Origin of the sequence: Mesorhizobium opportunistum WSM2075 (assembly GCF_000176035.2) — a bacterium.
Taxonomy (GTDB): Bacteria; Pseudomonadota; Alphaproteobacteria; order Rhizobiales; family Rhizobiaceae; genus Mesorhizobium; species Mesorhizobium opportunistum.
In genome coordinates this window covers 5,587,279-5,606,632 of sequence record NC_015675.1, presented here as the reverse complement: position 1 = coordinate 5,606,632, position 19,354 = coordinate 5,587,279, and the positions used below count along the sequence as shown (strand labels likewise).

Here is a 19,354-nt window from a genome sequence, read left to right as displayed (position 1 = left end):
CCGGCACCTTGCCTTTCGCACTGCAGCATCATATCGCTCCAAGGTCGGACGCGGCGGAACCATTGGTTTCGTCAATCTTTCCAATCTCCCGCAACCGGAGAGCAAGCATGACCAAATGGGTTTTCACCTTTGGCGATGGTGCGGCGGAAGGCCGTGCCGCCGACAAGAATCTGCTGGGCGGCAAGGGCGCCAATCTGGCCGAAATGTGCAGCCTTGGCTTGCCGGTGCCGCCGGGCTTCACCATCACCACCGAGGTCTGCAACGCCTACTATGCGAACGCCCGCGCCTACCCGGCGGGCCTGGAAGCCGATGTCGCGGTCGCGCTCGACCACATTGGCCAGCTGACCGGCCGCCGGTTCGGCGATCCGTCGAAGCTGCTCTTGGTGTCGGTGCGCTCCGGGGCGCGCGCCTCGATGCCTGGCATGATGGATACCGTGCTCAATCTCGGCTTGAACGACGAGACCGTCGAGGCGCTGGCCGGCGATTCCGGCGATGCGCGCTTTGCCTATGACAGCTATCGCCGCTTCATCCAGATGTATTCCGATGTGGTCATGGGTCTCGATCACGAAGTGTTCGAGGAAATCCTGGAAGACCAGAAGGCGAGCCTCGGCCACGAACTCGACACCGAACTGACGGCCATCGAATGGCAAGGCGTGATCGCACTCTACAAGGCCAAGGTCGAGGAGGAGCTCGGCAAACCCTTCCCGCAGGATCCGCATGAGCAGCTCTGGGGAGCCATTGGCGCCGTGTTTTCGAGCTGGATGAACAACCGCGCCATCACCTACCGGCGCCTGCACGACATCCCCGAAAGCTGGGGTACGGCGGTCAATGTCCAGGCCATGGTGTTCGGCAACATGGGCGAGACCTCGGCCACCGGCGTCGCCTTCACCCGCAATCCGTCGACCGGCGAAAAGCAGCTCTATGGCGAGTTCCTGGTCAATGCGCAGGGCGAGGATGTCGTCGCCGGCATCCGCACGCCGCAGAACATCACCGAGGCGGCGCGCATCGCCGCCGGCTCCGACAAGCCGTCCTTGCAGAAGCTGATGCCCGACGCCTTCCAGTCCTTCGTGACGATCTCCGACAGCCTGGAAAAGCACTACCGCGACATGCAGGACCTCGAATTCACCATAGAGCGCGGCAAGTTGTGGATGCTGCAGACCCGGTCCGGCAAGCGCACCGCCAAGGCGGCGCTGAAGATTGCCGTCGAAATGGCCAGGGACGGCCTGATCACGAAGGAGGAAGCAGTCGCCCGCATCGATCCGGCCTCGCTCGATCAGTTGCTGCACCCGACCATCGACCCGAAGGCCGCGCGAGACGTCATCGGCGTCGGCCTGCCGGCATCTCCCGGCGCCGCCACCGGCGAGATCGTCTTTTCCTCCGGCGATGCCGAGGATCTGAAGGCGCAAGGGCGCAAGGCGATCCTTGTGCGCATCGAGACCAGCCCCGAGGACATCCATGGCATGCATGCGGCGGAAGGCATCCTGACCACGCGCGGCGGCATGACCAGCCATGCCGCCGTCGTCGCGCGCGGCATGGGCAAGCCCTGCGTCTCCGGCGCCGGCTCGCTGCGCGTCGACTACAAGGCCGGCACGCTGCTCTCGATGGGGCAGACCTTCCGCAAGGGCGACATCATCACCATCGATGGCGGCAACGGCCATGTGCTGAAGGGCGCCGTGGCGATGCTGCAGCCCGAACTCTCAGGCGATTTCGCCGCCATCATGGAATGGGCGGACGCGGTGCGGCGCATGAAGGTGCGCACCAATGCCGAAACGCCGCTCGATGCCCGCATGGCGCGCTCCTTCGGCGCGGAGGGCATCGGACTTTGCCGCACCGAGCACATGTTCTTCGACGGCGCTCGCATCGTCGCCATGCGCGAGATGATCCTGGCCGACACCGAGAAGGACCGCCGCACCGCGCTTGCCAAGCTTCTGCCGATGCAGCGCTCGGATTTTCTGGAACTCTTCGAGATCATGGCCGGCCTGCCGGTGACGATCCGCCTGCTCGACCCGCCGCTGCACGAATTCCTGCCCAAGACCGAGGAGGAGGTGGCCGAAGTCGCCGCCGCCATGAACGTGTCGCCGGACAAGCTCCGGCAGCGCACCGACGCCCTGCATGAATTCAACCCGATGCTCGGCCATCGCGGCTGCCGGCTGGCCGTCTCCTATCCCGAGATCGCCGAGATGCAGGCGCGGGCCATCTTCGAGGCCGCCGTCGAGGCCGGCAAGAAGGCCGGCGCGCTGGTGGTTCCCGAGATCATGGTGCCGCTGGTCGGCCTGGTGAAGGAACTCGATTACGTGAAGGCGCGCATCGATGCGGTCGCCAAGAGCGTCATGGACGAGACCGGCGTCAAGATCGACTATCTGACTGGGACCATGATTGAGCTCCCCCGCGCGGCGATCCGGGCCCATGTCATCGCCGCTACAGCCGAGTTCTTCTCCTTCGGCACCAACGACCTTACCCAGACCACTTTCGGCATTTCGCGTGACGATGCTGCCTCTTTCCTGGAGACCTATCGCCAGAAGGGCATCATCGAGCAGGATCCGTTCGTCTCGCTCGACATCGATGGTGTCGGCGAACTGGTGCGCATGGCTGCGCAAAAAGGCAGGGCGACGCGGCCCGACATCAAGCTCGGCATCTGCGGCGAACATGGCGGCGACCCGGCATCGATCCGGTTTTGCGAGGAGGTCGGGCTCGACTATGTGTCGTGCTCGCCCTATCGCGTGCCGATCGCCAGGCTGGCGGCCGCGCAGGCGGCGGTACAGGTGGCAAAGATCGGGCGCGGATAGGACGCCAGCCCGGATCGAAGCTTACGGTTTTGTATGAAAGCTCACGCGAACGTGCTGATGGCATTGCGTAATCTCGACATTGTTCCTGCCCAATTTGCGGATGGCCCGCCAATTGTCTCCGGAATCAAATGTTGCAGATATCACCCGCGCCGTTCCGCTCGATCCTGGTCATTCAGACGAAGTTCATCGGCGACATCGTTCTCGCCTCGACGCTCGCCAGGAACCTGCAACTCGAATTTCCCGGCGCCAGGATCGTGTTCCTCTGCGAGGCTCAGTTCGAGAGCTTCGTGATTGGGCATGGCATCGCCGCCGAGGTGGTCACGTTCAGGCGGGCCCGCATGCGGGGCACCCCGCTGGAGCGTGGAAAAGAGCTCTATGCGATGGTGCGGGCGCTGCGTCGGTTCCGCTTCGACCTGACGATCGACCTGACCGATTCAAAGACCTCGCGCATCGTGAGCGGGTTCGTCAACGCAAAGACGCGCGTCGGCTACAATCCTCCCGAAAGGCCCCTGAAGCTGCTGGAGCGGCAGCCCGCCAATCTGTATGCCAAGCCGTACGGGTTTGGCGGCCATCATTTCGTCTATCGCTATCTCTCGCCCCTTGAAGCGCTTGGCGTCGATCTGCGCGTCACCGTGCCAAGCTTTCAGCCGTCGCTGTTCGAGACGGCGAAAGCCCTGGCGCTTCTGGGCAAGCATCGTCTGCGACCGAACGCCTTCGTCGCCGTGCATGCGGGCGCGAGTTTCAAGGGCCGGCAATGGCAGCCGGAACGGTTTGCCGAGGCGATCGACGAAATTGCAATGGGTACCAGACTGGGCGTCGTCCTGGTGGGAGGGCCGAGCGAACGCCAGGCGACCGCACCGATCCTCGCCAGGACGGCGACGCCGGTCGTCGACCTAGTCGGTAGGCTGTCGCTCGAGACCTTGCTGGCTGTCCTGAAACAGGCCCGGCTGTTTCTCGGCAACGAGAGCGGCCCGATGCACATGGCCGCCGCCGCGGGTACGCCGGTTGTCGGGCTGTTCGGCCTGACGCATCCGTCGCGCTGGGGGCCTGTTGGCGTGCCCAGCATCGCGCTTCGGCCGCCGATGCCATGCGACTGCGTGGCCAAGGATCTGTGCCGCTGGCCCGACCCCAGCAAGGCGTGCTGCGTGTGGCGCCTGGAGGTGAAACCCGTCGTCGATGCGGTGCGCGAGGTGCTCGCGCGCACCGAGATGAAGCGCGAGCGCGCTGTCTGATGCATGTCGGGCTGACGGGCTTTAACGGCGGCAAGGCCGCCGTCGAAGGGTTCGTTCACCAACTGGTCGGTCAAATTGCCGCGTCAGGCATCTTTCTGCTATTCATCGTCCCGATTTCCGCCTTGATGCGGGCCTTGGGATAGCGGCTTGAAATCGCCTATCAGGAATTGGTTTGATGCATCTGCCGCAAAAACATCTCTGCATGATCGCCATGTCGCTGGCGGTAGTGTCCAGCGCTCACGCCGTGCCGCTGGTCGAGCCCACGCTGCATATAAAGCCTGCCGAAAGCGGGGCCGGCCGGGTCGCGCTGACGCTCGATGCCTGCGGCGGACAAACCGACACACGGATCCTTTCGGCGCTGGTGGAAAACAAGATCCCCGCCACCATTTTCGTCACCGGCATCTGGCTGAAGCGCAATGCCGCGGCCGTCGCGATCATGCACGCGCATCCCGACCTGTTCGAACTGGAAAATCACGGCGGCCATCATATTCCGGCGGTCGACACGCCGCAGAAGATTTATGGCATACGCAGCGCCGGCAGCCCCGAAGCGGTGCTGGCCGAGGTCGAATCGGGTGCCGCCGCATTGGCCAAGACGGGTGAACCGGCTCCGAAATGGTTCCGGGGCGCAACGGCCGAGTACAGTCCCTCGGCCATCGCGATGATCCGCAAGCTTGGCTTCAAGATCGCCGGCTTCTCGATCAATGGCGATGGCGGCTCATTGCTGGGTGCCAAGGAAACCGCCAGGCGCATCGCCGCGGCCAAAGATGGCGACGTCATCATCTCGCACATCAATCAGCCGACCCATGCCGCCGGCGAAGGCGTGGTGCAGGGCCTGTTGGCGCTCAAGGGCAAAGGCATGACCTTCGTACGTCTCGACGATGCCGATGGCATGGGCAACAACGGCACCACCGACTGAGGGTGCGTCGATATTGGGTGGTGATCGGCCCGCCCTCAAATCTCAACCCACCCTGAGTGCCTTCAAGTCGAAGAACTCAGCTAGGCTTGGCTTCGATGGTGACCTTGCTGGCGTAGAACGCCCCGTGATCGCGGATGTCGGTCATTTCGTCGAACGGATGCCGATAGGCCCACATCGCGTCCTTGCCCGCCTCGCCGGCCGGCAGCACGCTCCAATAACTGGCATCGCCCTTGTAGGGACAATGGGTGGAGTGCTCCGTGCCGGTGAGCTTGTCGAAATCGATGTCGGCGAACGGAATGTAGAAGGCTGCGGGGTAGGGGGCCTCGGTCAGCACCTTGGCCCTCGTGGACGATGCGATGACCGTATCGCCGGCGCGGACGGTAACGGTGCCGGCATAGGGCTCGATGGTGATGATCTTGTCGGGATTGCGCTGGAAGCCGGGGGCAGGGTTGGCGATCTTGTCCATGCTGGTTCTCCTTACCTGGCTCCCTAAAATGTGGCGGGCACAGCCATTGCGCAAGGTCCGTTCGCATCACGAAAACCGGCGCCAATCGCCGAGGCGTGGCGCTATAGCGCTTTCGAGTGTCAGCCGAGGATTCAGGCGGCGGTTCTGAATGCGTCCATCAGTCCGGCATAGGCGGCTGCGATGCCCGCCACCGGGTTGCTGCTTCTCGAAACGGTCTCGACCTTCAGCGAGCCGCCGCCGGTCGGCAGGGTGAGCAGCAGGAACTGGCGATTGCCGCCGTCGCCGACGGATGCCGCCGCGACATGCTGGCCTTCGCCTCCGCTTTCGACACACATCTTGAACAGCAGCGTGCCGCCGACCGCTTCGAGCGCGCCGCCGACAACTTCAACAAATTCGTCCTCGGAAACAGTCTTCTCGTCCGGCACCAAATCGGCCAGGCTTTCGGCAAGTGTGCTCTCCAGAGCCTTGTCCTCGAGTTGCGCGTCCATGCGAACCTCTTTCAGTCGCCAATCGCACCCCTTTGCCCGTTAACGAAACTTAACGCCGACGATGGCCGGATTGTGGCGGATTTCCCGGTGATTTCGGAGGTAGGAGACTGCCGTCACGGCGGTGATTTGGACCCTCCTGCCATCTCGGTGGCATGAGGGGTCAGCAGGCCGAAATCCAAAACATGCCGGAATTCAACCGCTTGCCGTTACGGCACGGACACCGAAATTCGTTAGCCGCGCAAGCGGGTGACTGGACAATCCGCCGGTTCGCTTCACAATGCGCCAAAGCTACGACGCAAAATGCGCGAGGGAGGAGGAACGGATGCTGGGGCTGATGCAGGAATGGCCGCTGCTGTGCCACAAGCTGATCGACAACGCCGAACGGCAACATGGGGTGCGCGAGATCGTGTCGCGCTCGATCGAGGGACCGATCGTGCGCACCACCTATGCCGATATCCACCGTCGTTCCCTCAAGGTTGCCCAGCGGCTGGAACGCGACGGGTACGGGATGGGCGACCGCATCGCCACGCTGGCCTGGAACACCGCGCGCCACATCGAGGCCTGGTATGGCATCATGGGCGTTGGCGCGATCTATCATACACTCAATCCGCGCCTGTTTCCCGAGCAGATCGTCTGGATCATGAACCATGCCGAGGACAAGGCTGTCTTCGTCGATCTCACCTTCGTGCCGTTGCTCGAAAAGATCGCAAGTGCCGTCAAATCGCTGAAACAGGTGATCGTGCTGACCGACAAGGCGCACATGCCGCAAACCACCTTGCCCAATGCCGTCGCCTACGAGGACTGGCTTGACGGGGTCGATGGCGATTTCGGCTGGAAGACCTTCGACGAAGGCACTGCCGCCGGCATGTGCTATACGTCGGGCACGACGGGCGATCCCAAAGGCGTCGTCTACAGCCACCGCTCGAACGTGCTGCACGCCATGATTGCCGCCATGCCCGATGCGATGGGTCTGTCGGCGCGCGACACGATCCTGCCGGTGGTGCCGATGTTCCACGCCAATGCTTGGGGCCTTGGCCAGAGCGCACCGATGATCGGCGCCAAGCTGGTCATGCCCGGCTGCAAGATGGACGGCGCCTCGATCTACGAGTTGCTCGACACCGAGAAGGTGACCTTCAGCGCCGCAGTGCCGACCGTCTGGATGATGCTGCTGCAATATCTGGAGGAGACCGGCAAGACGCTTCCCCATCTGAACAAGGTCGTCATCGGCGGCTCGTCCTGCCCGCGTGCGATCATGACGAAATTCCAGGACAATTACGGTGTCCAGGTCATCCATGCTTGGGGCATGACCGAAATGTCGCCGCTAGGAACCCTATGCACCCTGAAGCCCGAATATGCCGGCCTCGAGGGCGAGGCCCGGCTCGACGTCCAGGGCAAACAGGGCTACCCGCCCTTCGGCGTCGAGATGAAGGTGACCGATGACGACAACAAGGCGCAACCGTGGGACGGCAGGACATTTGGCCGGCTGAAGGTGCGCGGCCCCGCGGTTGCCCGCGCTTACTATGGCGGTGTGGGCGCCGAGCAGTTCGACGAGGACGGCTGGTTCGATACCGGAGACGTCGCCCACATCGATGCCGGCGGCTACATGCAGATCACCGATCGCGCCAAGGACGTCATCAAGTCCGGCGGCGAGTGGATTTCGACCATTGACCTCGAGAATCTGGCTGTCGGTCACCCGGATGTGGCGGAAGCGGCGGCCATCGGCGTCCACCATTCGAAATGGGGCGAGCGGCCGTTGCTGGTCGTCGTCGCCAAGCCCGGCAAGGAGCCGACCAAGGCTGGTATTCTCGACTTCATGGACGGCAAGGTGGCCAAGTGGTGGATGCCCGACGATGTCGCTTTCGTCGGCGAGATACCGCATACCGCCACCGGCAAGATCCAGAAGATCACCTTGCGCCAGCAGTTCAAGGACTACCGCTTGCCGACGGATTGACGGGGATGTTGCATGTTTCGGCTTCAAGCCGCCGCGAAAAGGCACTAGACCTCGGTCCGGGTTGGGGCGTCGCAGAAGACAATGGTTAGTATTCCCGAACGGCAAACGTCGAAGGCGGCCGGCTGGTCGCGGCGCACGGCCGCATTTTCGGCGGTGCTTTTGCTGACCGACTATGTCGGCCATCGCTTCGGCCTTGTCGAAACGCCGGTGTTCCTGTGGGTGCTGGGCATTGTCGCGCTGCTGGCGGCGCTGGCGCTATTGTTCGCCGCCTTTGCCTTTTCGAGGCTGTGGAATTTCGGTGACCGCGGCGGCCGCGACCTGACCGTCGGCGTCGTGCTGGCCCTGTTGGTGCTGGTCCCCTACGGCGTTGCCGTGTACTGGGCCACGATCTATCCGCCGCTCAGGGATATCTCGACCGATTTCGAGGAACCGCCGGCGCTCGACATCAGCGACCGAACGAAGGACATGAACGTGCTCTCCCCGCCGACGCCGGGCGAACAGCGGCTGCAGACCGACAGCTATCCGCTTGTCACCGCGCGCAGCTACGACCTGCCCTTCGAGACCATCGTCAACGCCGTCGAAACCGTGCTCGACAGGCGCGGCTGGGACCTTTCCCAGCCATACCCCGACCTCGCCGGGCAGAGCGAGGTTACCATCACAGCCGTTGCCTCGAGCTTCGTGCTCGGCCTTCCGGCCGACGTGGCGATCCGCGTGGCGGATGATGGGGACACGATCATCGTCGACATGCGGTCGGCGTCGCGTTACGGCCGCTACGACCTTGGCGACAATGCCGCGCGCGTCACCGATTTCCTGGCGGAACTCGATCAGGAAGTCGCCGGCCAGGTCGGCGCGGCTCCGGCCGAATAGTCGGTTTCCCGCGGATAGTGCGTTTGCGTCCGGGGAAGCCTATCAGGCAGGCGCGAAAATACCGTCGATGGCGGGGGCTGCGTCGGTCGACACCATGCCGCGTGCCACCAAGTCCTCGAGATGGGCAAGCACCGATAGCCCGGCAGCGCCGTGCAGCCGTGGATCGGTATCCCTGTAGATTGCCTTGACCATGTCGGGGATCGTCCGGTCACCGGCCCTGACCCGCTCCAGTATGGCTCGTTCGCGCATCTTGCGATGCGTCTTCAGCCCGCGCATGAAATTGCGCGGCGCCGTCACTGGTCCGCCATGGCCAGGCAGCAGCAGGCGATCGCCGCGCTCGATCAGCCGGTCCAGCGACGCCATGTAATCGGCCATTGCCCCGTCCGGCGGCGCGACGATGGACGTCGCCCATGCCATGACATGATCGGCCGAGAACAGGATGCCAGTTCCCTCCAGCGCGAATGCCGCGTGATTGGCGGTGTGGCCGGGGGTCAGAACCGTCCGGATCGCCCAGCCGTCGCCGGCGACCAACGCCCCGTCAGGCAGCGCGATGTCGGGAACGAAAGCAGTGTCGGCGCTGGCATCGAGCGCATTGGTTTCGCCGGTGTGCAACGGCCTTGCCGGCCGATGCGGGCCCTCCGCCAGCACGGCGGCGCCGGTGCGCTCTTTCAGCCGCGTCGCCAGCGGTGAATGGTCACGATGCGTATGGCTGACGAAGATATGGCTGACCGGCCTGCCGGCGATCACGTCGAGCAAGGTCTGCAGATGCGCCTCGTCATCCGGCCCGGGGTCGATGACCGCCAGCGTCTCGCGCCCGACGATGTAGGAGTTTGTGCCGTGAAAGGTAAACGGGCTCGGATTTCGGGCCGTGATGCGCCGCACGTCGGCTGCCACGTCTATCCCGTGACCGTAGCCGGGATCGAAACTGGTATCGAATTTGAGAGCCATGTCTTTTCGAACCATGTCTTTTCGAAGCAAGCCTTTTCGACCATGTCGGGCACATTGTTTCCTGGAACAATGTAGGCACTTTGTTCCAGGAACGGCAAAACCGATTGCCGCATAGCACGCAAGCCAATATAGGAAAACGCTGAGACCGCGATTGCTGGATCGCGACAAATCGGATTGGGGAAGACCATGGCAACTGCAACGACGATGCGCCCGCTTGTTTCTCTGGCTCTGCCGCAAGAAGGCGCGGCGCGACTGGCAACGCAGCTTCTCCTGGCGATTGCCGGAACGCTGCTGCTGACGCTGTCCGCCAAGACCAGGGTGGTCCTGGGTCCTGTCGATATCTCGATGCAGACGCTTGCCGTCTTCCTGATCGCCGCCGCCTTCGGCATGCGTCTCGGCGTTGCCACCCTGCTGCTCTATATGGCGGAGGGCGCGATGGGCTTCCCGGTCTTCCAGGGCACGCCGGAGAAGGGTATCGGCATTGCCTATATGGTCGGGCCGACCGGCGGCTATCTCGCTGGCTTCGTCGTCATGGCCGCTATTGTCGGCTGGGCCGCCGATCGCGGCTGGGATCGCCATCCGATCAAGCTTGTCAATGCGATGTTGGTTGCCGAAGTCGTGATGATGGCAATGGGCTTCGCCTGGCTGGCGATGCTCATCGGTCCGGAGAAGTCCTGGCAGTTCGGCGTCGTGCCGTTTATCGTCGGCGACCTGATCAAGGTTGCGCTCGCGGCGAGCCTGGTGCCGGCCGTCTGGTCGCTGCTGAAGCGCTCCTGAGCCCCGCAGCAAGCCGGTATGCCATAGACGTCAGGGGTCCACTCCCGGAGACGGTCGCTTCTGATGAAGGTTCTGGTCACCGGCGCCGCCGGCTTCATAGGCTATCATGTCGCCAGGCGGCTCCTGGAGCGCGGCGACGAGGTCGTCGGCGTCGACAGCATCAACGACTATTACGATCCGCGCCTCAAGCAGGCGCGGCTGCGGCTTCTGGCCGAGGCGAGCCGAAGCACCAATGCCGGCTATCATTTCATCCACGGCAATCTCGCCGACAGGACCGTGGTTGACGGCTGCTTTGCCGAACACGCCTTCGACCGGGTAATCCATCTCGCCGCCCAGGCCGGGGTGCGCTACAGCCTGGAAAATCCGCGCGCCTACGTCGAAAGCAACATCGTCGCTTTCACCAACATGCTCGAGGCCTGCCGCCACAGCCGTGTCGGGCACCTGACCTATGCCAGCACCTCGAGCGTTTACGGCGCCAACACCGACATGCCGTTTTCCGAGCATCGCCCGGCCGACCACCCGCTGCAGTTCTACGCCGCGACCAAGCGCGCCAACGAGCTGATGGCGCACAGCTACAGCCACCTGTTCGGGCTGCCGACCACTGGTTTGCGCTTTTTCACCGTATACGGTCCCTGGGGCCGTCCCGACATGGCGCTGTTCCTGTTCACCAGGAGCATCCTGGCGGGCGAGCCGGTCAAGCTGTTCAACAACGGCAATCACACGCGCGACTTCACCTATGTCGAGGACATTGCCGAAGGCGTGGTCCGCGCCAGCGACAGCCCCGCCGCGGCCAACCCTGCCTGGGATTCCGGCCATCCGGACCCGGCGACGAGCAGCGCGCCCTGGCGCATCTTCAACATCGGCAACAACAACCCGGTGAAGCTGGCCGCCTATGTCGAAGCGCTGGAAAACGCGCTTGGCCGCAAGGCCATCGTCGAATTCTTGCCGCTGCAGGCAGGCGACGTGCCCGACACTTTTGCCGACACCTCGGCGCTGCAACAGGCCGTCGGCTACCGCCCTGGAACGTCCGTATCGGAAGGCGTAGGGCGGTTCGTGGAATGGTATCTGGCGTATTTTGGTAACGAGTCCAGGATATAAGCCGCGCAGGAGGCAGCTTTCTCAAGGTGTAGTGTGGCTACCGCTGCTGCCGAGGGGAGTAGGCTATGTCAGGGAGAGCTTCTTGAAAGGAATTATCCTTGCGGGAGGTAGTGGAACGCGCCTTTATCCGCTGACTTTGGCAATCTCCAAACAAATTCTTCCGGTATACGACAAACCGATGATCTACTATCCGCTGAGCGTGCTGATGCTCGCGGGAATTCGGGAAATCTTGGTTATTTCAACGCCACGGGACCTCCCTGTTTTCCGGGAATTGCTCGGTGACGGATCGGAGTTTGGGCTGGATATCTCCTATGCGGAGCAGCCGCAACCCAATGGGCTTGCGGAAGCTTTCATCATCGGTCGCGAGTTCATTGGCAAGGACAGCGTCTCGATGATCCTGGGCGACAACATCTATTTTGGCGACGGGCTGTCGCAGCTTTGCCGCGCCGCCGCTTCGCGCGACAAGGGCGCCTCGGTCTTCGCCTATCATGTCGAGGATCCTGAACGGTATGGCGTTGTTTCTTTCGACAAGACCACCGGAACCGCGCTCACGATCGAGGAAAAACCGCAAAAGCCGAAATCCAATTGGGCCGTTACCGGGCTATATTTTTACGACAACACTGTCGTCGATATCGCTTCGACCATCCGCCCTTCGGCCCGAGGCGAGTTGGAAATCACGGCAGTCAACAATGCCTACCTCGATCGCGGCCTGCTGCATGTGCACCGATTGGGCCGTGGCTATGCCTGGCTCGACACTGGGACTCATGACAGTCTGAACGATGCCTCTTCCTTCGTGCGGACGATTGAACATCGACAAGGCATCAAAGTCGCCTGTCCCGAGGAAATCGCTTTCGAACAGGGCTGGCTGACGGCGGACAAGGTGCTGGAGCGCGCGACCCGCCTGGGAAAGAACGAATACGCGGCCTATCTGCGCCGGCGTGTCGCCGATCTTTCGGAGGGGTAGATGCTGGAGGTGAGACCGCTTGGCATCGACGGGGTGCTGGAAATAGTTCCAAAGCGGCATGGCGATGCGCGCGGCTTCTTCGTGGAAACCTACAATGCCGAGCGCTTTGCGCAGGCCGGCATCGACCTCGTTTTCGTGCAGGACAACCATTCCTATTCCGCCGCGGCGGGCGTGCTGCGCGGATTGCACTACCAGCTTGCGCCGCGCGCCCAGGACAAGCTGCTGCGCGTCATCCGTGGCAGCGTCTTAGACGTAGCGGTCGATATTCGCCGCGGTTCGAAGACCTTTGGAAAATGGGTCGCTCTCGAAGTGTCGGCTAAGAAGGGCAACCAGATCCTGGTGCCAAAGGGCTTTGCGCATGGCTTCGTGACGCTCGTGCCCGACACCGAGGTCCTGTATAAGGTGACCGACACCTATTCGCCCGAGCATGACCGCTCGATCTGTTTCGATGACCCGGCCATCGGCATAGAATGGCCGTCGCTGGCCAGCGGGTTCCAGCTTTCGGACAAGGATCTCAAGGCGCCGCTGCTCGCCGCCGCCGAGGTGTTTGCCTGATGTTGCCAAAGGTGCGTGAGGACAGCAGCATGAATTTTCTGGTGACGGGCGGAGCCGGCTTCATCGGTTCGGCGGTGTGCCGGCATCTGTGCGCCAATCCGGCCTACCGGGTGACCAATCTCGACAAGCTGACCTACGCGGGCAATCTGGCCTCGCTGCGGCCGATCGAGAATGCCCACAATTACAGCTTCGCCCATGCCGATATCTGTGACGAGCGGGCGGTGCTGGACATATTGCGCCGCAACGATATCGACATCGTCATGAACCTCGCCGCCGAGAGCCATGTCGACCGCTCGATCGACGGACCTGGCGCCTTCATCGAGACCAACATCGTCGGCACCTACAAGATACTCAATGCCGCGCTGGAATACTGGCGTGGCCTTTCCGACGAAAGGAAAGGCCGCTTCCGCTTCCATCACGTCTCGACCGACGAAGTGTTCGGTGACCTGCCTTTCGATGGCGGCATGTTCGTCGAGGAGACCCCCTACGCGCCGTCGTCGCCCTATTCGGCCTCGAAGGCGGCCTCGGACCATCTCGTGCGTGCCTGGCACGAGACCTATGGCCTGCCGGTGGTTCTTTCCAACTGTTCGAACAATTACGGCCCCTATCATTTCCCCGAGAAGCTGATCCCGCTCGTCATCCTCAACGCGCTCGATGAAAAGCCGCTGCCTGTCTACGGCGCCGGCGCCAATGTGCGCGACTGGCTGTTCGTCGAGGATCACGCGCGGGCCCTGGAGCTCGTTGCCACCAAGGGCACGCCGGGCGAGAGCTACAATGTCGGCGGCAATTCGGAACGCACGAACCTCGCCGTTGTCGAGACGATCTGCGACCTGCTCGACATCAGGCGTCCCCGCGCCGATGGCAAGCGCTATCGCGACCTGATCGCCTTCGTCACCGACCGGCCCGGGCACGACCGCCGCTATGCCATCGACGCCTCCAAGATCGGCCGCGAGCTCGGCTGGACGCCAAGCGAGAATTTCGACAGCGGCCTGGCACGGACGGTGGACTGGTTCCTGGACAACAAATGGTGGTGGGGGCCGATCCGCGAGCAGCGCTATGCCGGCGAAAGGCTGGGCGAAGCACGCAAGGTGAGCGCGTGAGGATCGTCGTCACCGGACGCGACGGCCAGGTCGCGGCGAGTTTGCTGGAGGCTGGCCAGAGCCGCGCCGATGTGGAAGTCGTCGCCATCGGCCGGCCGGAGCTCGACCTGGCAAGACCCGAGACTGTCTTTGACGCCATCTCGGCGGCCAAGCCGGATATCGTCGTGTCGGCTGCCGCCTACACCGCCGTGGATCAGGCCGAGGACGAGCCCGATCCGGCTTTTGCGGTCAACGCGACCGGCGCCGGCAAGGTGGCCGAAGCGGCAGCACGGCTTGGCGTTCCCGTCATCCATCTTTCGACCGACTATGTCTTCGACGGTAGCGCTCCCGGCGCCTATGTCGAGACCGATGCCACGGCGCCGCTCGGCGTTTACGGCGCCTCCAAGCTCGCCGGCGAACAGGCGGTTGCCGCCGCCGGCCCGCGCCACCTGATCCTGCGCACCGCCTGGGTCTACAGCCCGTTCGGCCGGAATTTCGTGAAAACCATGCTGCGGCTGGCCGCCGACCGCGACGAGATCTCGGTGGTGGCCGATCAATGGGGAAACCCGACCTCAGCGCTTGATATCGCCGACGCGATCCTGCATGCGGCGGCCATGCTGCACCGCAACGAGGATCTCGCAGCGTTCGGCACCTATCATCTGGCCGGCACGGGCGAGGCCAACTGGAGCGAATTTGCCCGTCATATACTGGACACAAGCCTGGCGTTTGGTGGTCATTGGGCGCGGGTACGGGACATCGCAACGATGGACTATCCGACCAAGGCGCGCCGCCCCGCCAATTCCCGGCTGTCGAGCGCGAAGTTCGCTTCCGCCTTCGGTTGGAAGGCGCCGGACTGGCGGCAATCGGCGGAAACCGTGGTGCGCCGGCTTCTGGTTGACAAGACGAAACAGGCACCGAGCTTCAATGCGAACCCAAGGTAAAGAAGGTTGATGCCGTCTTCACGCTCTTGAGGTTGCCATACGGCATGTAATCCCATGCAGATCGCGAAAACCAGAGTCGCGTTCTCGTTGAAGTAGTATGCATGGGCATATTATGTAATCGCCCTCGCTTCCATCCAGATCATGCAGTCCAAGGTGCGTGCCAGTCATCCGCTGTGCTCATGCTATGAAATATGGTCAAAGGTTCTTCGGCACTACCAGTGACACGGTGCAAGATCGACGGGTATATCGAAGCCCTGTAGTTGGATGTGGCAGCCATTCTTTCTTGATCCTCCCCTTTTTTGCCACGTTTCGCACTGTCACCGATTGTGCGCAAGTTTCGATCCTCGCAACGCACAACCACAATCCAGCGCCGCACGTGAATTGAGGTCGGACAGGCGAAAAAACATCTGGCTATACCTCCCGCCACGCAGTATGCGATACAAGACGGCGGGGGCCGGGGATGGCACTTTGAAGGAGTGGTCGGCCACGAGTGATCTTCGTGTTCGCACTCTGCGGTGCCCATGCCCGAGAGCCTGGAGTCTAGTGCCGTCCAATGAATTCTTCCCTGGTATTCGGACTCAGGCCCGAAATGCGGCGTGGCTTCATCATGGCCCAGGACGTGGTCATGGTCCTGGTCGCGGTGGCGCTCAGCCTCGTCCTTTCGCGGTCGAATCTCTCGTTCGAGGCGCTGTCCCTTCAGGGCCTTGTCACCTGGGTGAGCATCGTTTTCATCAGCCACCTGCTGTTCAGGTCCTGCGGCCTCTACACCACCGTGTGGCGCTTCGCCTCGACGCCTGACTTCTTCAACATCCTGAAGAGCTGCGCGATTCTGACCTGCGCGCTTTATGCCGTTTCGCTGGTGGTTCGTTTCTTCGAGCCCGTGGCGGGCCTCAATGAGCGCCAGTTCATCGTCTTCTTCCTGGTCTCCTTCACCATCATCTCGGCGCCCCGGCTGTTCTACCGCTTCCTGCGCGATGGCGCGAGCTGGGGGATATTGAACCGCAAGACCGACACGGCGCGGACCAAGCAGGCGTTGTTCGTCGGCCGGCTCGGAGAGGCCGACCTGATCATCCGCTTCACGCGCACGGCCGAGCCCGCCGACCATTCCATCGCCGGTATCATGGCGACCGAGCGTGACGCGCCCTTGGGCACTCGCATTCAAGGTGTGCCCGTGGTGGCGACCCGGCCCCGCCTCATCGATGTGCTGGAGGATTACACGAGCGGCACCCAGAGCCTCGATCTGCTGATCTTCGGCAGCGGCGCCGAGCACGAGATCGAGGAGTATTCCGAGCTTGTTCGCATCGCCCGGCAGGGTGACATAGCGGTCGTCCAGTTCTCGGGGCTTTCGCAACTGGGCCAGGAAGGCAAGCTCGTTCTCGATGCCGTCGAGATGGAAACGATCCTGCGCCGCCCCACGGTCCCCTCCGATATCGAACGCATCGGCGCTTTCGTCGGCGGCAAGCGCGTCCTGGTTACCGGAGGCGCCGGCTCCATTGGCCGCACGTTGGTCAAACGCTCGCTGGAACTGGGGGCCGAGGCGGTTCTGGTCGCCGACAATTCCGAGTTTGGCATCTTTCAGTTGAGCCAGTACGTCAACGAGAAGGACCATGACCGTCTCAAGGTCCGCATCGTCGACGTCGCGGACCGGCGCCAGATGACGCGCGTCGTCACCGAATTCAAGCCGGACATCATCTTCCATGCCGCGGCCCTGAAGCACGTCCCGCTGCTCGAGGAAAACTGGGAATCCGCCATCCAGACCAACGTCTTCGGGACGCTTGTCTGCGCCGAGGTCGCCGCCAAATGCGGCGTGGCGCAATTTGTCCTGGTGTCGAGCGACAAGGCCGTCGATCCGACATCCGTGCTTGGCATGACGAAGCGCGCCGCCGAACAGATCGTCAGCGGCTTGCATGGCATGCCGGCCGGCGAAGCCGGCGGGCGCCGCGCCGCCACCAAGTTCATAGCCGTCCGGTTCGGCAACGTCTTTGGCAGCAATGGTTCGGTGGCGACCATATTCCAGGCCCAGATCGAGGCCGGCGGGCCGGTCACCATAACGGACCGGCGCATGACGCGCTATTTCATGACTGTCGCCGAAGCCGTCGATCTCGTCATCATGTCGGCGGCCGATGCCGCGTCGCGGCCGGCCGGCCAGGACTACGCCGTCTACATGCTCGACATGGGCAAACCCGTGCCCATCCTCGAAGTTGCCGAAACGATGATCCGCATGTCCGGAAAGAGCCCCTACACCGACATTCCAATCCGCTTCACCGGCATCAGGCCGGGGGAAAAGCTCCACGAAACGCTGCACGGTGAAGACGAGGAATTGGTCGAACTCAGCATTTCGAAGATTTTTGGCCTCAGCACCGACGTCGTGCAATGGTCGGATGTCCACGCCGCGCTTGCCGCGCTGCAGCAATCGATGAAGAGCCAGGACAAGGCAGCCTCGCTCGCCGTGCTTGCGGATCTCGACCGTGCGACGAAGGCAAGGACGAACGTATCCCAGGACATGATTCCGAAGGCGGCCGGGCAGGCGAGCTAGCTGTGACCCGGTCGTGGCCGATCGCGTCGCAGCCCTTTTCCAGCGCCTGCGCGCTCTGCGCAAAAGCGGCGTCTATCGACAGATTTTCGCCGGGACACTCGGGCTCTACCTCGCATTCGTCCTGGGTCGCATCTGAACATCGAATGGCTGCGTGGTACGCTTGGTCGAGAGGCGACCTCATGCTACGTCGGCCGGATGACGGGCTGCGCTTGGGCACGCCGAGGATAGCTTTGGCAGAGAGTATGATCGGCCGTTCATGAAGGCAGCCAAGAAAATCCTCGATCTCGCCGGTGCGGCTTTGCTGTCGATTGTCAGCCTTCCTGTGCTGTTGCTCGCTGTCCTTGCCGTCCGGCTATCGTCGCCCGGCCCGGCGATTTTCTCGCAGACACGCGTCGGTCGAGGCGGCGTCCCGTTCCGCTGCCACAAATTGAGGACGATGTACCAGGGAACGCCGTCCTTGCCCTCGCACGAGGCGCCCGAGGGCGCCGTAACATCGGTCGGCAGGGTCCTGCGGAAATTCAAGCTCGATGAGTTGCCGCAGTTCTGGAACGTTCTGCAGGGCGAGATGAGCCTGGTCGGGCCGCGTCCCTGTCTGCCGACCCAGACCGAACTGATCGAGTGCCGCAGGCGGCTGGGCGTTTTGGAGGCGCTTCCAGGCATAACCGGCCTTGCCCAAATCCGGGGCATCGACATGTCCAACCCGCACCTCCTGGCCGAAACCGACGCTGCCTATCTCAGGACCGCGTCGCTCTGGCTCGACCTTCGGATCCTGTTTGGAACACTCTATCGCAACGCAGGCGATTGAGCGTTTCCAAGCCGCGCTGTCGCGGCCAACTGCTCCAGCGTGCCGGTTTCCGGCAGCCAGCCTTCGGATGCGAGCAACGAAGGATCGCATATCTGCGTCGCGGTCATGCTGTCCCAAAACATGCGCTTGCCCAGCAGGATCGCGGCCGCCCTAATCGGCCTAGCCGGCACGGCCATCAGGCGCGCCGGTCTTCCGAACCCTCTGCGAAAGGCGCCGACGATGGCCGCCACCGAAACCGGCGCCATATCGCTCGCACCATAGATCGGGCGAAGCGGTTGCGAATGGCTCAGCAGGTGCCACACCGCTCCCGCCGCCGATGGCAATGACAGCAGCGAGCGGTTTCCCGTCAGGGCGCCTGTCGGCAGCGGCAGGGCGGTATCCGCCAGCCGCATCAGCGTCGCCAGGTTTCCCTTCATGCCTGGGCCGTAGACCGGAGGCAGCCGCAACGCGGCGGCGTCGGAACGGCCGTGCAACGCATAGGCGTCGCGCACCCTGATCTCGGCTTCGCGCTTCGAACGCCCATAGGCGCATTGCGGGTCGGGGATGGTGTCCTCGTCGATCGTTGCGCTGACACGGGCGCCGATCACGGCCCGGATCGAGGAGAGGTGGATGAAGCGTCCGCTTGCCTGTTCGGCGCAGGCTTGCGCCAGCCGTGCGCTCAATTCCGCATTGGCCGCCAGGAAATCGGCCTCGCTGGCGTTGCCCTGATCGTTGTTTAGGCCCGCGCAATGGACGACGTCCGTAACATGCCTGGTCAGCGCCAGAAAAGCCGCGGCCGGCGCATCGAAACTGGGCATCGGCACGGCTTCGGACCCTGGATCAAGGCTCTCCGGGTGGCGGGAGGCGAGGCGAAGCTCGACGCCGGCCTCGCGAAGCCGATGGACCACCTGACGGCCGATGAAGCCTGTCGCGCCTGTGACCAGGACTTTCATTGCCTTTGCCCGG

The 19,354-nt window shown here is 63.2% G+C and carries 18 protein-coding genes; 14 read left to right on the top strand and 4 right to left on the bottom strand.

Annotated features, from left to right (window positions below; translation table 11 throughout):
• Positions 1 to 107 precede the first annotated feature (107 nt).
• The 4 genes from ppdK (at position 108) to MESOP_RS27075 (ending at position 4,934) form a co-directional block, all read left to right on the top strand.
• Complete coding sequence (gene ppdK, locus MESOP_RS27085; RefSeq protein ID WP_013896536.1) at positions 108 to 2,786, top strand: pyruvate, phosphate dikinase; 2,679 nt, start codon at positions 108 to 110, stop codon at positions 2,784 to 2,786.
• A gap of 128 nt (positions 2,787 to 2,914) precedes the next feature.
• Positions 2,915 to 4,018, top strand: a complete 1,104-nt coding sequence (locus MESOP_RS27080; RefSeq protein ID WP_013896535.1) for a glycosyltransferase family 9 protein — start codon at positions 2,915 to 2,917, stop codon at positions 4,016 to 4,018.
• Complete coding sequence (locus MESOP_RS35845; protein ID WP_013896534.1) at positions 4,018 to 4,161, top strand: hypothetical protein; 144 nt, start codon at positions 4,018 to 4,020, stop codon at positions 4,159 to 4,161. Before MESOP_RS27080 ends, MESOP_RS35845 begins: the two co-directional genes overlap by 1 nt.
• A gap of 32 nt (positions 4,162 to 4,193) precedes the next feature.
• Positions 4,194 to 4,934, top strand: a complete 741-nt coding sequence (locus MESOP_RS27075; RefSeq protein ID WP_013896533.1) for a polysaccharide deacetylase family protein — start codon at positions 4,194 to 4,196, stop codon at positions 4,932 to 4,934.
• Between the two features lie 76 nt (positions 4,935 to 5,010).
• On the opposite strand, the gene MESOP_RS27070 is transcribed toward MESOP_RS27075, so the two are convergent.
• The gene (locus MESOP_RS27070) at positions 5,011 to 5,400 is read right to left on the bottom strand and encodes a DUF427 domain-containing protein (RefSeq protein WP_013896532.1); all 390 of its coding nucleotides are present in this window, start codon (positions 5,398 to 5,400) and stop codon (positions 5,011 to 5,013) included.
• A gap of 131 nt (positions 5,401 to 5,531) precedes the next feature.
• Positions 5,532 to 5,888 carry a hypothetical protein gene (locus MESOP_RS27065; protein ID WP_013896531.1) on the bottom strand — a complete coding sequence of 119 codons (357 nt, stop codon included), beginning with the start codon at positions 5,886 to 5,888 and terminating at the stop codon, positions 5,532 to 5,534.
• Positions 5,889 to 6,210: 322 nt separating this feature from the next.
• On the opposite strand from MESOP_RS27065, the gene MESOP_RS27060 reads away from it, so the two are divergent.
• Together MESOP_RS27060 and MESOP_RS27055 are read left to right on the top strand one after the other, a co-directional pair.
• Positions 6,211 to 7,839 carry a fatty-acid--CoA ligase gene (locus tag MESOP_RS27060; RefSeq protein WP_013896530.1) on the top strand — a complete coding sequence of 543 codons (1,629 nt, stop codon included), beginning with the start codon at positions 6,211 to 6,213 and terminating at the stop codon, positions 7,837 to 7,839.
• An 81-nt stretch (positions 7,840 to 7,920) separates the two neighbouring features.
• Positions 7,921 to 8,706, top strand: a complete 786-nt coding sequence (locus MESOP_RS27055; RefSeq protein WP_013896529.1) for a DUF1499 domain-containing protein — start codon at positions 7,921 to 7,923, stop codon at positions 8,704 to 8,706.
• Between the two features lie 42 nt (positions 8,707 to 8,748).
• Here MESOP_RS27055 and MESOP_RS27050 read toward each other — a convergent pair whose 3' ends face one another.
• Positions 8,749 to 9,654, bottom strand: a complete 906-nt coding sequence (locus tag MESOP_RS27050) for an MBL fold metallo-hydrolase (RefSeq protein ID WP_013896528.1) — start codon at positions 9,652 to 9,654, stop codon at positions 8,749 to 8,751.
• Positions 9,655 to 9,840: 186 nt separating this feature from the next.
• Between MESOP_RS27050 and MESOP_RS27045 the strand changes: the two genes are divergently transcribed.
• The 8 genes from MESOP_RS27045 to MESOP_RS27010 all read left to right on the top strand — a co-directional run bounded on the left by MESOP_RS27045 (position 9,841) and on the right by MESOP_RS27010 (position 18,409).
• Positions 9,841 to 10,431, top strand: coding sequence for a biotin transporter BioY (locus MESOP_RS27045; RefSeq protein ID WP_013896527.1), 591 nt, complete (start codon positions 9,841 to 9,843; stop codon positions 10,429 to 10,431).
• Between the two features lie 63 nt (positions 10,432 to 10,494).
• Positions 10,495 to 11,529 (top strand): NAD-dependent epimerase, encoded by a 1,035-nt coding sequence (locus MESOP_RS27040; protein WP_013896526.1) that lies wholly within the window; start codon positions 10,495 to 10,497, stop codon positions 11,527 to 11,529.
• A gap of 82 nt (positions 11,530 to 11,611) precedes the next feature.
• Positions 11,612 to 12,493 carry a glucose-1-phosphate thymidylyltransferase RfbA gene (gene rfbA, locus MESOP_RS27035; protein ID WP_013896525.1) on the top strand — a complete coding sequence of 294 codons (882 nt, stop codon included), beginning with the start codon at positions 11,612 to 11,614 and terminating at the stop codon, positions 12,491 to 12,493.
• On the top strand, positions 12,494 to 13,048 hold the full coding sequence (gene rfbC, locus MESOP_RS27030) for a dTDP-4-dehydrorhamnose 3,5-epimerase (protein ID WP_013896524.1): 555 nt from the start codon (positions 12,494 to 12,496) through the stop codon (positions 13,046 to 13,048).
• Positions 13,049 to 13,077: 29 nt separating this feature from the next.
• Complete coding sequence (gene rfbB / locus MESOP_RS27025) at positions 13,078 to 14,148, top strand: dTDP-glucose 4,6-dehydratase (RefSeq protein ID WP_041165032.1); 1,071 nt, start codon at positions 13,078 to 13,080, stop codon at positions 14,146 to 14,148.
• Complete coding sequence (rfbD, locus tag MESOP_RS27020) at positions 14,145 to 15,068, top strand: dTDP-4-dehydrorhamnose reductase (RefSeq protein WP_013896522.1); 924 nt, start codon at positions 14,145 to 14,147, stop codon at positions 15,066 to 15,068. The genes rfbB and rfbD overlap by 4 nt, the downstream gene beginning before the upstream one ends.
• A 589-nt stretch (positions 15,069 to 15,657) precedes the next feature.
• Positions 15,658 to 17,604 (top strand): UDP-N-acetylglucosamine 4,6-dehydratase, encoded by a 1,947-nt coding sequence (locus tag MESOP_RS27015; RefSeq protein WP_013896521.1) that lies wholly within the window; start codon positions 15,658 to 15,660, stop codon positions 17,602 to 17,604.
• A gap of 256 nt (positions 17,605 to 17,860) precedes the next feature.
• Positions 17,861 to 18,409 (top strand): sugar transferase, encoded by a 549-nt coding sequence (locus tag MESOP_RS27010; RefSeq protein ID WP_013896520.1) that lies wholly within the window; start codon positions 17,861 to 17,863, stop codon positions 18,407 to 18,409.
• Here the strand turns inward: MESOP_RS27010 and MESOP_RS27005 are convergent.
• Positions 18,388 to 19,341 carry an NAD-dependent epimerase/dehydratase family protein gene (locus tag MESOP_RS27005; protein WP_013896519.1) on the bottom strand — a complete coding sequence of 318 codons (954 nt, stop codon included), beginning with the start codon at positions 19,339 to 19,341 and terminating at the stop codon, positions 18,388 to 18,390. The two genes, MESOP_RS27010 and MESOP_RS27005, sit on opposite strands and share 22 nt — an antisense overlap.
• Positions 19,342 to 19,354 lie beyond the last annotated feature (13 nt).

Excerpts from the sequence above, each read along its gene's own strand:
- rfbB (WP_041165032.1), top strand. The coding sequence starts at position 13,078 with ATGAATTTTCTGGTGACGGGCGGAGCCGGCTTCATCGGTTCGGCGGTG.
- MESOP_RS27060 (WP_013896530.1), top strand. The coding sequence starts at position 6,211 with ATGCTGGGGCTGATGCAGGAATGGCCGCTGCTGTGCCACAAGCTGATC.
- MESOP_RS27010 (WP_013896520.1), top strand. The coding sequence starts at position 17,861 with ATGAAGGCAGCCAAGAAAATCCTCGATCTCGCCGGTGCGGCTTTGCTG.
- MESOP_RS27075 (WP_013896533.1), top strand. The coding sequence starts at position 4,194 with ATGCATCTGCCGCAAAAACATCTCTGCATGATCGCCATGTCGCTGGCG.
- MESOP_RS27055 (WP_013896529.1), top strand. The coding sequence starts at position 7,921 with ATGGTTAGTATTCCCGAACGGCAAACGTCGAAGGCGGCCGGCTGGTCG.
- MESOP_RS27005 (WP_013896519.1), bottom strand. The coding sequence starts at position 19,341 with ATGAAAGTCCTGGTCACAGGCGCGACAGGCTTCATCGGCCGTCAGGTG.
- ppdK (WP_013896536.1), top strand. The coding sequence starts at position 108 with ATGACCAAATGGGTTTTCACCTTTGGCGATGGTGCGGCGGAAGGCCGT.
- MESOP_RS27065 (WP_013896531.1), bottom strand. The coding sequence starts at position 5,888 with ATGGACGCGCAACTCGAGGACAAGGCTCTGGAGAGCACACTTGCCGAA.
- MESOP_RS27070 (WP_013896532.1), bottom strand. The coding sequence starts at position 5,400 with ATGGACAAGATCGCCAACCCTGCCCCCGGCTTCCAGCGCAATCCCGAC.
- MESOP_RS27015 (WP_013896521.1), top strand. The coding sequence starts at position 15,658 with ATGCGGCGTGGCTTCATCATGGCCCAGGACGTGGTCATGGTCCTGGTC.
- MESOP_RS27040 (WP_013896526.1), top strand. The coding sequence starts at position 10,495 with ATGAAGGTTCTGGTCACCGGCGCCGCCGGCTTCATAGGCTATCATGTC.
- rfbC (WP_013896524.1), top strand. The coding sequence starts at position 12,494 with ATGCTGGAGGTGAGACCGCTTGGCATCGACGGGGTGCTGGAAATAGTT.
- MESOP_RS35845 (WP_013896534.1), top strand. The coding sequence starts at position 4,018 with ATGCATGTCGGGCTGACGGGCTTTAACGGCGGCAAGGCCGCCGTCGAA.
- MESOP_RS27080 (WP_013896535.1), top strand. The coding sequence starts at position 2,915 with ATGTTGCAGATATCACCCGCGCCGTTCCGCTCGATCCTGGTCATTCAG.
- MESOP_RS27050 (WP_013896528.1), bottom strand. The coding sequence starts at position 9,654 with ATGGCTCTCAAATTCGATACCAGTTTCGATCCCGGCTACGGTCACGGG.
- MESOP_RS27045 (WP_013896527.1), top strand. The coding sequence starts at position 9,841 with ATGGCAACTGCAACGACGATGCGCCCGCTTGTTTCTCTGGCTCTGCCG.